Annotated in this window: 11 protein-coding genes and 1 pseudogene; 6 read left to right on the top strand and 6 right to left on the bottom strand. The window is 33.3% G+C overall.

The annotated features are described in order from the left end of the window. Positions 1–74: 74 nt before the first annotated feature. The 5 genes from ACUN28_RS01995 to ACUN28_RS01975 form a co-directional block, all read right to left on the bottom strand. Positions 75–791 (bottom strand): LytR/AlgR family response regulator transcription factor, encoded by a 717-nt coding sequence (locus ACUN28_RS01995; protein ID WP_016085391.1) that lies wholly within the window; start codon positions 789–791, stop codon positions 75–77. A 200-nt stretch (positions 792–991) separates the two neighbouring features. Then, positions 992–2191 carry an MFS transporter gene (locus ACUN28_RS01990; protein ID WP_016085390.1) on the bottom strand — a complete coding sequence of 400 codons (1200 nt, stop codon included), beginning with the start codon at positions 2189–2191 and terminating at the stop codon, positions 992–994. Between the two features lie 281 nt (positions 2192–2472). Continuing rightward, positions 2473–3213, bottom strand: coding sequence for a WecB/TagA/CpsF family glycosyltransferase (locus ACUN28_RS01985; protein WP_016085389.1), 741 nt, complete (start codon positions 3211–3213; stop codon positions 2473–2475). A 15-nt stretch (positions 3214–3228) separates the two neighbouring features. Beyond that, positions 3229–4329, bottom strand: a complete 1101-nt coding sequence (locus ACUN28_RS01980) for a glycosyltransferase family 4 protein (protein ID WP_016085388.1) — start codon at positions 4327–4329, stop codon at positions 3229–3231. A 77-nt stretch (positions 4330–4406) separates the two neighbouring features. After that, positions 4407–5807: an O-antigen ligase family protein gene (locus tag ACUN28_RS01975; protein WP_016085387.1), complete on the bottom strand. Its 1401-nt coding sequence runs from the start codon at positions 5805–5807 to the stop codon at positions 4407–4409. A 271-nt stretch (positions 5808–6078) separates the two neighbouring features. On the opposite strand from ACUN28_RS01975, the gene ACUN28_RS01970 reads away from it, so the two are divergent. The 3 genes and pseudogenes from ACUN28_RS01970 to ACUN28_RS01960 all read left to right on the top strand — a co-directional run bounded on the left by ACUN28_RS01970 (position 6079) and on the right by ACUN28_RS01960 (position 8142). Then, complete coding sequence (locus ACUN28_RS01970; protein ID WP_000924376.1) at positions 6079–6711, top strand: trimeric intracellular cation channel family protein; 633 nt, start codon at positions 6079–6081, stop codon at positions 6709–6711. A 129-nt stretch (positions 6712–6840) separates the two neighbouring features. After that, a pseudogene (locus tag ACUN28_RS01965) lies at positions 6841–7338 on the top strand (protoglobin family protein); the annotation flags it as partial. A gap of 63 nt (positions 7339–7401) precedes the next feature. Further along, positions 7402–8142, top strand: coding sequence for a methyl-accepting chemotaxis protein (locus tag ACUN28_RS01960; protein WP_431154533.1), 741 nt, complete (start codon positions 7402–7404; stop codon positions 8140–8142). A gap of 92 nt (positions 8143–8234) precedes the next feature. Here ACUN28_RS01960 and ACUN28_RS01955 read toward each other — a convergent pair whose 3' ends face one another. Beyond that, positions 8235–9548, bottom strand: a complete 1314-nt coding sequence (locus ACUN28_RS01955; RefSeq protein ID WP_016085385.1) for an ArnT family glycosyltransferase — start codon at positions 9546–9548, stop codon at positions 8235–8237. Positions 9549–9861: 313 nt separating this feature from the next. On the opposite strand from ACUN28_RS01955, the gene ACUN28_RS01950 reads away from it, so the two are divergent. From ACUN28_RS01950 to ACUN28_RS01940, 3 genes are all read left to right on the top strand, one after another. Next, a complete protein-coding gene (locus tag ACUN28_RS01950) occupies positions 9862–10374 on the top strand; it encodes an acyl-CoA thioesterase (protein WP_000412135.1) in 513 nt (170 codons plus the stop codon). Between the two features lie 536 nt (positions 10375–10910). After that, positions 10911–12365, top strand: a complete 1455-nt coding sequence (locus ACUN28_RS01945) for an oligosaccharide flippase family protein (RefSeq protein WP_016085384.1) — start codon at positions 10911–10913, stop codon at positions 12363–12365. Positions 12366–12393: 28 nt separating this feature from the next. After that, entirely contained in the window at positions 12394–13215 is an 822-nt protein-coding gene (locus tag ACUN28_RS01940; RefSeq protein ID WP_016085383.1) for a glycosyltransferase family 2 protein, read from the top strand. Positions 13216–13308: the final 93 nt, after the last annotated feature.

Raw genomic sequence — 13308 nt, 5'->3', positions numbered from 1 at the left:
CTGAATATTTAATTTGAATCCTCCTTATCATGAAGGATTTTTAGTTTATCATGTTAAAAAATTCGCATTATCTGCTATAATTCAATTTTATTTCGAAGTCGTTTCACATAATTACGACTAACTGGAATCGGTTGCTCATCATATTTATCTAAATACAGATTATATGTGCCATTATAATAAGGTTTTAGTTCTTGTACATATGACATATTAATTAAATAACTTTTATGCACGCGTAAAAAATCATATATATTTAGCTTATTCTCTAGCTCCTGAAGTGTATATGTTGAAATATACTGATTATTCGTTGTATAAATGGAAACCGTTTTGTTTTCCTTATTTTTGCTTACATATACAATATCTTCAGGAAAAATATATCTAATCCCCTCTTGACCTTCTATCGGTAGTTTTCGCAAATAGCTCTTTGCTTTCTCGCCTTGCTCTTTACCCATTCTATATAAAAGGAATTGCAAATCTTCTTCGCGAAATGGGCGTAGTAAATAATATAATGCTTGAAAACGAAATGCCGTAATGGACTCTTCTATATCTTCACCCATAAAAATAAATTTCGTATAACAATTTACTTCCCGTAATAAACTCGCATATTCAAAGCCAGTTCCATCTAGTAATTTTGAATTTAAAAAAACAAAATCTGGAGTATGCTTTTTCATAATAAATAATGATTCTGTTCCCGTATTCGCTTCAAAACATTCTACATTCCTTATATTTTCAGTAAATTTTTCAGCTAAACTTCTTCGCTCTTCTGCTTCTTCCATGATCAGTAAAATTTTCATTTCTTCAACCACCTAATTCTTTTGTCCGTATGTCCTGTTGTATACATTCGCTTTTATAAGGAACATTCCCTTTTTCTTACTATACCATTATTTATCTAAAAAAACAGAAAAAAGGGAACCACCACGGTTCCCCCAAAAATACAATTGGTACGGGCCAATAATTAGCAATGGATAGATCCCTCACTGATTAAAGTTTCACCTTATACTAATTCTCGTTGCTTCGTTTCTTGCCCAAGTACAATTACAGCAACCACGCCAATTAAAATTGATCCACAGAAAATCGTAAATATTAATGATAGTGAAGCCTGTGAAGCAACTAAATATCCTACTAATAGTGGCCCAAGAATACCACCAATACGACCGAATGCAGCTGCCATTCCTGCACCTGTACCACGAATAACTGTCGGATACTGTTCAGGTGTATAGGCGTATAATGCACCCCAAGCGCCTAAATTAAAGAAGGATAGTAACATGCCTGCTACAATCAATACTGTTAACGACTCCGCCACTCCAAACAAGTAAGCACTGCACGCTGTACCGATTAAATACGTAACTAAAACAAACTTACGACCAAGACGTTCAATAAACCAAGCAGCTGTGAAATACCCTGGCAATTGAGCTAACGTCATAATAAGTACGTATTGGAAACTTTTTATTAAACTAAATCCTTTTAATACCATTACGCTAGGTAACCAAAGGAACATCCCATAATAGGAAAAGACAACACAAAACCATAGAATCCATAACATAATTGTTGCCTTACGATATTCCCCAGACCAAACTGCCTTTATATTTTCAATAACGGACGGTCTTTTTTCAACCTTTTGGAATCTCGGGGAATCCGGTAAATTCCATCTTAAATATAAAGCATATAGTGCTGGAACCGCACTCAATACCATTGCAACTTCCCAACCATATTTCGGAATAACAAAATACGAGATAAGAGCTGCAATTAGCCATCCACCTGCCCAAAAACTTTCTAATAGCACAACTATTTTGCCACGTTCATGTGCTTCAACGCTCTCTGATACTAATGTAGAAGCAACTGGAAGCTCTCCGCCAAGCCCCATACCAATTAAAAATCGTAAAACAAGGAACATCGCAAGTGTCGTCGTTAAAGCAGTTAAACCACTACCGATAGAAAATAGTAATAATGTAATAATAAAGACTGATTTCCGCCCTATTTTATCTGATAGTATTCCAAAAACGAGCGCTCCGACTGCCATACCAATTGAATTAATGCTGCCTATCCAGCCCATTTCTTGCGTACTTAATCCCCAATCTTTTTGCAGTGCTACCATTACAAATGAAAGCATACCAACATCCATTGCATCAAATAGCCATCCAAGCCCTGCTATACCAAGTAGCTTTCGCTTCGAAATTTCCTTCACCTTGCCCACAAGAAGTCCTCCTTACACAGCTGTCTTTACACATCATTTTACATGTGTGAATTGCATAAGTAAAATACTTTTGTGTAAAAAATTCTCCTTCATCATTCCCAAAAAATAAAATACTTATCCCGCCTCAAAATTCACCTGGAGCAAAAGAGTTAGATTGAAGATCGACTGCCAGTAAATGTTCGATTGGTGAAGACTAACAATCAGTAGGAGGTGAACAAAACCTCACTGATTAAAGGTGCATTTTATCAAAAATGGCCAAATAAAAAAGTAGCGATATTCCGCTACTTTTTCGAACGCATAACTTCTTTTAAAAATTCCGCTAATACTAACTGACGACGCCAGCGCGTTGGATTGCTACACAATCTATAAAACCACTCTAAATGAATCGATTGAATCCATTTTGGTGCACGTTTTACCTCTCCAGCCCATACGTCTAAACTTCCACCTACTCCAACAGCCATTTTCGTTTCTAAACGATGCTTATTAGTTTGGATAAAGTTCTCTTGTCTCGGGAAACCAAGTGCGACAAGTAATAGATCTGGTTTTGCTTCTTGAATACGAGAAATGATATTTTCTTCGTCCTCTTGTTTAAAATACCCATCTTGTATACCCACAATAGATACTGCTGAATACGTCTTCGTTAAATGATCTGCTGCAGCTTGTACAACATGTGGTTTTGCACCAAGTAAGAAAACAGATACCGGTTTATTCTCTTGTGATAGCTTCGCAAATAAATTACACATTAAATCAAAACCTGCTACACGTTCCTTTACAGGTGTACCTAACATACCACTTGCTTTTACAACTCCAATACCATCAGGTGTAATTAAATCTGTATTTAATAATGTTTGATGGAATGCTTCATCCTTTTTTGCACACATAACAATTTCAGGATTCGCTGTTACTACCTGAAAAGTATGCGTTCGCTCCAATTCTAGTTGCCCCTTCAAATATTGGACTGTTTCATCCATTGTCATTGTAGAAAAAGGAACACCTAGAATATCAACCGTTTTTACTTCCATGATTAACTATCCTCTCTATTTCAGTAAAAGTTTTTTATATGCATTATAAGTATCTTCATACAAATTTTTTAGCGAGAACTGAGTAGATGCATGATTATATAAACGATTTCCCATCGCTTCTAATTCACCATTCAACCATTTTTCGTAAGCATTCTCTAATGCGCTTGCTAACGAGTCTGCATCACCAATTGGTACAATCCATCCATACGTATCATCAACTATTAACTTTTTCATATCACCTACATTTGTTGCAATAGATGTTAAGCGTTGATTAGCCGCTTCCAATAAAACGAGAGGGAAACTTTCGCTATAAGAGGTTAACAAATTAATGTGTGCAGATGCATATAATTCTTTGGAATCTGTACGAAAACCTAGAAACATCACCTTATCCTCTAAGCCCTTTTGTTTTACCATCTCTTTTAATTCTGCTTCTATGGGCCCATCACCAAGCAAGAGCACCTTTATATTTGGAATTTTAATTTTTTGTAACGCTTCAAATAAAATATCATGACCTTTAACAGGATGAAGACGCGCTACTTGAATGGCTGTAAATACTCCTTCATCGATGCCAAATTCACTCTTATCATACGGTTTTGCCGGAGTATTATCATACTCAATTCCATTATAAACCGTACAGATTTTCTCTTCTGGTACACCTAGTTTTATTATGTTTCTCTTAAAGTTCTCCGTAATTGCAAAGAACAAATCTACCTTCCTGAAAGAACGTAAATTTAACTTCGTAAATACCCATCCTTTTAATCCCCTCTTCATAAAATCCAAAGTTGGATCACTGTGGACAGTCATTATCCATTTCGCTTTTATACCTTTTTTCAAGAGGGAGAGATAGAAATTTGCTCGTGCGCCATGTGTATGCACAATGTCAAATTGATTTTCATTAATAAATGCTTTTATTTTTGAAAGAATTGATAGGTCGTACCGAGATGATTGGGTAAAAACATGCACTTGAATACCAAGGTTTCTCGCCTCTCTAGCAATCGCACCTTCTTCAAATACCATTAATTCCACTTCTTCCTTTGAAAATTGAGATAAAAGTGAAATAATATGTGTTTTCCCCCCACCTTCTTCTGCACCAGCATTCATATGCAACACTTTCATTTCTTACATCCCCCATTTTTTCTTTTTATTTACTATAACAAAATAAAAGCTAACATATGCTAGCTTTTATTTTTCTATCATTCAATTTCCAAGTCAACTATTAAATATGCCATGAGTAATACTAAGTAGAAACTCACTCCTGGTGCAATTAAAATATGACCAGCCATGAATGAGATACCTAATCCGAGAAGTATCGCTGCAATTACCATTGCATATTTCACTGTGAATATTTGTTTAAATTTAGTAAATATACATGCAATAAATTTAATACCAAAGTATAAGAATGGAATTACAAGTAAAATGAACCCTATGATTCCGAAAGAATAGAACCAATCATGGAAGTCACGTTCAATTAATTTCGGCTGTTCTTTATAGTTACCAGCATAACCCATTCCTAATAATTTTTGAGACATTGGGGCTTCATTATAGAAATCTTTATACATCTGTTCAAATAATTGACGCCCACTAAAGATAAGTGCTTGCGTTTCTTCTTTTTTCTCAGCTACTTTCTCTTTTGCTTTCTCTTTCTCTTTTTCTTGCTCTGTCACAGGAGGTTTGTGCTCTTTAGCTTCCTCCTTCTTTTTCTCTTCCTTTTTCGCACTCTGTTCTTGTTCAATCAATTGGAAATGGAATCCCATATTTTTCATAAATGGTGAAAAAGGTGTATATGCCAATATGCCTACAAATACAGTTATTGCAAGAAAACCATTTAATAAATAGGCATGTTTCTTTCCGTCTTTACGCTGTGTAAATGCTTGAATAAAGCACATAACAACTGCTATAGCCATTGATCCAAAGATTGCTCCTACGCCAACCTTTGTCCCAATTGCAAATAATGAGTAAACAACTAAAATTGAAGGAATCCAATAGTATGCTTTACCTATACTTTTTGTTTTTTCAATTGAGTACAAAATAACAATTGGACACATGATGGCTAAAATAGATCCTAGTTCGTTACCTGCATAAAACCAACCGCGTGACCCTAACTTTACCCATTCATAACTATTATAATCTGTACCAGTAGTAATCGAAGCTACCATGACTACTCCTATAATTAACGATGCATACGTAATATAGTCGCGCATTTTTGAATGGCTTTTTTCTTTTAAAGACTTAAACACAAACACATAACAAGTAAGCATAACAAATGGATATAAAGCTTTTGCTATAAACTTAATTTCTTCTGTAAGTACCATAGGGTTTTTTGTAAGCTTGTTATTTACCAATCCGATGGTGAAGACTATTCCTACTAATATTATATACAATATATATTTTATATTTCCTTGTTTCTTCGTTTGAATTAAAATATATATCCCGCTTAGGAACATAACGAATAAGCGTGTAATAACTCCAATGGTCGTATCAATTTTTAAAACCATGATACAGAACGCTGTAAGTAAATCTAAAATCGGTTGCAACAAAATAAAGATTAGTAGAAAATTTTCAAATTTATTACTTTTACTATTTTCGCTTAACATCTAGAACCTCCATAACTATTACCTAATTTCAATCTATACAGTTAATATTTTTTTCTTATCTCAAATATTTATTATAACATATATTTTTTAATTAAACGTCTCACATTTCTCCCCAATCTTACCTTATAGAAAAAAGCATATTTGCATTTTCAAGCGCTTTCTTTCCTCATTCTTTCTTTTTTTCTACATGTAACGAAAATGCATTGTTATTTACATAACTTTAGTGTATATTTTTTCTCTGGAACATCTTTAGGAGGAAGGGATTACAGCAATGTTATTAATCGACATATTTACGTTTCTTGGCATTATCGCCGCTGCTATTTCTGGTACATTAGTTGGTTTAAAAAAAGATTTAGATTTATTCGGTGTCCTTTGTTTAGCTGTAGCTACAGCTCTCGGCGGCGGTATTATTCGTGATATTATGATCGGTAACCTGCCTCCTGTCGCATTTGTTAAACCCATTTACTTTTTCGTAAGTGTATTATCAGCATTATTTACTTGTATGTTTTTTGAGCGTATCAATAAACTACAAGTCGTTATCATGCTTTCTGATGCTGTTGGCTTAGGTGTTTTTACGGCTATTGGTGCAAATGCGGCAATGTCACATCATGTTGACGCCTCATTTTTAGTTGTTTCAATGGGAGTCATTACAGGTATTGGAGGCGGTATTTTGCGTGACATTTGCGCTCAAGATATCCCCTACGTATTCCGAAAAGAGATTTACGCAATCGCTTCTATCTTAGGAGCAATTAGTTTCCTAATCACATATGCAATGGGGGCACACGTATTAGCTTTCTATGTTTGTTTATTAGTAACATTCATTATTCGTGTTGTCACTGTAATATATAATGTACATTTCCCAGTTTTCTTTAAAACACATGCTAAAATTAATAAAGGCCATTAAGAGAATTCTACATAGAATTCTCTTAATTTATATACTATTCTACACACTAATGTAGAGTAATTGTATATAAAAATATATAATTATATAAGAAACAAAAATGAAAACGCTTTATACACAGGGGGAAGAACGATGCTCGGGGTTTTTAAAAAACATACAAATAAAACAAACGCCAGTATACTTGAATTAAGTAAGGAGCAACAAATCACTTTTAACGTGCCTACTAATTCTGAACTGAAAATTCAAATGGACATGCTACATATTTCAAAAGAAGATTTACAAACCGTAAAGGTACTGCAGCCCTTTATTTATGAAGAAATTGATTGGATTACGGAAAAATTCTATGCCAATATTACAAAACAGCCTAATTTAATTACTGTTATTGAACGTTATAGCTCTATTCCAAAACTAAAGCAAACTTTAAAAACGCATATAAAAGAATTATTCAGCGGAGATATGCATGAAGATTTTATTGACCAACGCGTTAGAATTGCAAAAAGGCATGTACAAATTGGGTTACATAGAAAGTGGTATACAGCTGCTTATCAAGAATTATTCCGCTCTATCATGAAGATTTTAAAAACGAAAATTACAACAATTGATGATTTTTCTTATTCCATAAATGTTATAAACAAATTATTCACTCTTGAGCAAGAACTCGTTCTTGCAGCTTATGAATCTGAATATGAAAGAATGCAAAAAGAACTTGAAAAAGAAAAAGAAATAACAGCTATGACCATTACGCATATTGCAACAGAACTAGCATCTGTATCTGAAAAAACGAGTTCTTCTATTCAACAATTAACCGCTAAATCTGAAACTATTGTAGAAATTGCCAAAACAGGTACATCATTAGCTACAACATCAGAAGAAAAAGCGAATAAAGGGAAAGAACAATTAAATCAGCAAAATAAACGAATGGAATACATTCAAACGAACATGGAAACGATCATTACAGATACTCATGAACTTCTCGATATTTCTAACAAAATTAACGAAATTATAGATATTGTAAAATCCATTGCAGAGCAAACAAATTTACTCGCACTAAATGCTGCGATTGAATCTGCACGTGCTGGGGAATTTGGCAAAGGCTTTTCTGTTGTAGCTGGAGAAATTCGAAAGTTATCCGAGCAAACGAAAGAATCTATATTCAACGTTACAAAGCTCGTTGAAAAAACAAATGAACAAATTATTCGTGTCTCTTCTTCTGTGAAACAAATTAGCTCCCTCGTATCTGAAGGAACGGATAGTATGTCTGCAACAGATCAATACTTCCAAGAAATTGTGAAAGACATGTCTAACTCGAAAGAACAGAATAAAAAAATTGAGAATGAGTTAGAAACCATTTCACAAGTAATGAAAGGAATTCAAGACGATTCCTCAAAAATGGCTCTAACAGCTGATAGTTTACAACTGGAACTGAACCGATAGAGTGAAGCTTATGTCAGTAGAGATTCTTTATCTCTGCTGACGGCTAATCCTCACCATCCATCAATAAAAAAAGAATCCAAAGTGGATTCTTTTTATTTTCTGAAGAATATTTTTTGACAATACACATAGCTCATATAAACACCAAAGCTTTGCAAAATAAACAATGCTGGCACAATAAGATTGTAATATGCCATATTTACTTGGAAGAGTCTTAACAATACGTATCCGCTAATTAACAATAAGAACAACATATACCCTTCATTTTGTTGTTGTTTAATAAGAAAGTGTAATAAAGCAATAGACATAAACAATGTTACCGCTATATATATAAGTTTTTCACATTTAAATAGAATAGAATGTATTCCCTCATCTGAGAATTGATTAATTACTGGCTTTAAAAGTTTAAATCTTTCTTCTTCAATCTCTTTTAGCTTTTGATCAATATGCTCTGTTACGCTTTGATTCTTAGTTGTTTTTTCCTCATTTTTCTCTTTTCCAATTAAAACAGATTGAACATACGTCTCATTTGAAATCGTATATTGTGACATTCCCATTGTCTGAATTCCATAACTCACACCAAAATGAGCACTATAAAATAAAATCAGTATCCCTATCATCTTTAATAGTACTTTTTGCTTCATTGCTGATTGAAAGAGTTCAATTAACAACACATATACAGCAATAAAAATAGGAAGAAATACCCCCATTGGAAACATCATATTACTACATGCAAATAAAATTGCTGAAAGCACCCACATATAAGGATGATCTAAACCTTTATATAAAAGTATGTAACAAGCCAAATAAAATAAAAATATTGCGAGCGATTCTGATGTTAATAAGGAACTCATAAATATATTTGGAATATATAAAGCGTAAAATACAGACGCAATACGCCCGCACTCTTCTCCAAAAACCATTGCTGCAATACGATAAATGAAAAATGCAGTCCCTGTGCAAAATAAAACATTAAATAACTGCAATGCGAATACTGTATCGCCAAATACACGAATAATAATTGATTCATAAATAATAAAAGGTAACTGCGCTACATTCTCTACGCTATTACCAATTGCAATCTGCTTTGCAGACTCAAACATCGCGTTCATATCACCGATAATCGGAACATCTACAAATAAAACCATACTAAGTCTCACAACTATAGATGTACTAATAAGAAAAACAAGAAATTGTTTATCTGTAAAACGATACTGTAAAATCGATGCCATTAACAGCATGAGAATAACAAAAATAACCAATACGATTGTTACACTTGTTGTACTGTCGCCAAAAAATTGTTTACTTGTTTCAAACGCAGACCAACAACTATAAACAAAAAATGCGAGCATCGCACCAATCATTATTTTACTGAAAAAAGACGAAAAATTTGTTTGTATATGATTCATATGTCCATTGCACCTCTATTTCCATTCATAACAAAACGATTCTATCATGAATAGGTACACAGCTGATAGGGAATTTCTATGACAAATACAGGGTCCGAATTTTTTCACTTGCAATGTAAGCGAATCCTCTTTTACACTACACTTTATATAGTGATAAATTTTCTTTCAGTTACATGAATACAAATACAGAAGTTTTACTAACCCTCTTCTGGAATTCTTTACTTCATTAAATATCTATTGATTTTTAATATTTTTGTACTCCACTTACAATACATGTCATTCTGATTGAAAACAGAAAATAGGGGCTGACCATATGGAAAAGAAATTCATGCGAGAATCCAAAGCAATTAAAACAACACGTGTTTTTCCGAATGATTTAAATAATCATCAAACACTTTTCGGAGGAAAATTATTAGCAGAAATTGATAGTATTGCTTCAATTGCAGCTGCAAGACATAGCCGTAAACATTGCGTAACAGCATCTATCGATTCTGTTGATTTTTTAACTCCCATTCACCAAGCAGATTCTGTTTGTTACGAAGCATTCGTATGTTATACAGGAAAATCTTCGATGGAAGTGTTCGTAAAAGTAATTGCGGAGAATTTATTAGCAGGCGAACGTAGAATAGCTGCAACATGTTTCATTACATTCGTTGCATTAAAAGATGGAAAACCTTCATCTGTTCCACAAGTACTACCGGAAACTGAAGAAGAACATTGGCTACACACAACTGGTTCTGAGCGTGCAGAAAGTAGAAAAAAAGGGCGTGTAAAAAGCAAGGAAATGGCTGAAGTTTTAACTTTAAGTAAACCTTGGAGTATATAGACCTCCACCATTAAAACATCTTCTGAGCGAATAGCTATCACATATTCGCTCATTTTTTATAAACAATTCCATACCTTCATACAACCATTACTCCTTTTCACACATATTATGTAATATTTTTATACATACCCGCTCGCTATTAACTTTTTCTAATTGATAAAATCTCATTTATCCCGCTATTTTCGGGCTGTAAACTCCCATCTTAAAATTCGGCTGGAGCAAAGACGTTAGGCAGGAGCCCCGCTGCCCGTAAATGCCCGATTGGTGAGGGCTGATAATCAATGCGGGATGAACAAAACCCCACTGATTAAAGTTTCACTTTATAATACGCTTCTATCCCATCAACAGTTGCTTTACAAAGTTTATGTAGGGTACACTTATACGGGTGGTCAACAAAACAATTTAAGGATTTGTAAACAGTGTAGAAAACACCTTACACTTCATTATATTGAGAAAATTAACTCTAGCAAAAAAACTTACTATGACATAGCAAGTATTTTAATGAAACTGGATTATTTTAATGGAAAGGTGAAATTATGCAGAAATCAATTGCTTCAAATATTTTTTATAAAATACTGCTCAACACGTTTAATATTATACTTCCAATTTTAGTTGGTCCTTACGCATATCGAACATTAGGAGCAAATTCAATTGGAACCGTTAACCTTGCTGAAACTTTTTTCAATTACTTCTTCGTGTTCGCCGTATTTGGTGTATATCAATATGGTTTACGTGAAATTAGCTTAATTAAAAACGATAAAAAGAAAGTTTCTAAGTTATTTACAAGTCTCTATGTAATTAACTTCACAACTAGTATTTTAGCTTTATCAGCCTTTGTGCTCTTTAGTTATATTGGATTCGGACATGAAAGTCTATTTCCTGTTCTTCTTATTTTCGGTTTTAACTTTATATCTAATATGTTTTATGTGGAATGGTTCAATGAAGCATATGAAAATTATGACTTCATCACTAAAAAAACAGTTATCGTTCGATTAATCTATGTCGTACTTCTTTTCTCTTTCATTCATGGGGTCGACGATTACAAAACATTTGCTGGTTTATTAGTCTTATCGACATTTTTAAACCACTCTATTAGCTTTATATATGTGAAACGCCAAGTGAAATTTGATTTTTCCGACTTAACGATTATTCCTCATTTAAAACCGTTACTATTAGTCTTGATTTTTTCAAATGCTAATATTTTATATACTCAATTAGATCGTCTGGTTTTAGGAGTATATGTTGGAAAAGAAGAAGTTGCATATTACGTAATGGCTTTTCAAATTATGATGATTATTAATACACTTATGTTAAGTGTTGTACAAGTAACCGTTCCAAGACTGTCTTACTTATCAGGGAACGCATCTGAAATGGAATACGAATCATTATTAAACAAAATTTCAAAAGTATATTTCATTACCCTATTCCCTGCCTCAATTGGTTTAATGCTCATTGCTCATGGAGCTGTTGTTATTTACGGTGGACAACAATTTGCTGAGGCTGGTAATACATTAATTGTTTTCGCTTTCTATATGATTACAGTCGGTATTGAGTCCATTTTATCGAATCAAATTATTTATGTGAAAAAGAAAGAAAGCATTTTAGTGCGATTTTTATTCATTTGCGGATTTATCAACTTAGCATCCAATATTGCACTAATATACTTCCATGTACTTACACCAACAACCGCAATTTTCACAACAACAATTGCGAATTGTTTCTTAATCACATTTGAATATATTTATGTGAAAAAGAAATTAAAAGTGAACTATACTTTATTCGATATACAAAAACTTAAATATCTATTTTATTCACTAACATTTGTCCCGATAGCATTCGTTATTGATATGCTCGTATCTGGACAAATACTACAAGTTATCCTAGTAATAATAACGTGTGGATTAACATATGCCCTTATCCTCTTTATAACAAAGGATGAAATTCTCTTTTCACTACTTGAAAAGATATTAGGACGATTCAAAAAGGCTTAAACGCAATCTCTAAAAGGAGCTGTTAAACTTGAAATTTTCTTTAATCATGGCTACTTGTGGCAGACGTGATGATATTCTTGACTTACTAAAATCACTTGAACAACAAACTTACAAAAACTTTGAACTTATCGTAGTAGATCAAAATGATACGCCAATCTCTGATTTATTTGATGAATATAAAGAAAAATTTTCTATTCATTACATTTATACACCTATTAAAGGACTATCGAGAGCTCGAAATGCAGGCTTAAAAGTAGCAGATGGTGATTTCATCGCTTTTCCAGATGATGATTGTATTTATGAAACAAATGTTTTAGAGAGTATATTAGAAACTTTCAACTCTAATAAAGATGTTCATTTCATCTCAACAAACACTACAAATGTGGAAGGCACAGGTTCTTTAATACACGCACCGAATTCAGACATTATTTTAAATAATAAATATGGATTCATGGGACCTTCTTTCACACTATTCTTCACAAAACAATTTGTACAAGATGTAGGTACATTTGATGAAGATTTAGGTGTTGGTTCTGGCACGATTTATGGAGCTGGTGAAGAAACTGACTTTGTACTACGTGGTATGAAACAAAATTATACTGGTTTATTTAGAAAAGATCTGTTCGTATACCATCCTGTAAAAGAAGAAATTATTAATGAGCAATCATTAAAACGTGCCGTTTCTTATGCTGGTGGTTTTGGTAGAGTTATTCGCTTACACTATGGATTCCCTTATTTCTTACGTGCTGTCGCTGCGGCAACATTCCGTATGACACAAAATATTTCTAATGATAAGCGCAAATTCCACGCAAATCGCTTACGCGGAATTGTTCGTGGATATTTAAAATAAAAAGCAAGGTGTAACTACTTTTATTAAATAGTTACACCTTGTTTTTTATTTCTCCTGCATCGCTTATTTCTTACAAAGTAACCCATCATTCTT

Source organism: Bacillus sp. WC2507 (assembly GCF_052656125.1).
The sequence above is the reverse complement of the archived record's forward strand: the minus strand, read 5'-3'. Positions and strand labels throughout refer to the sequence as shown.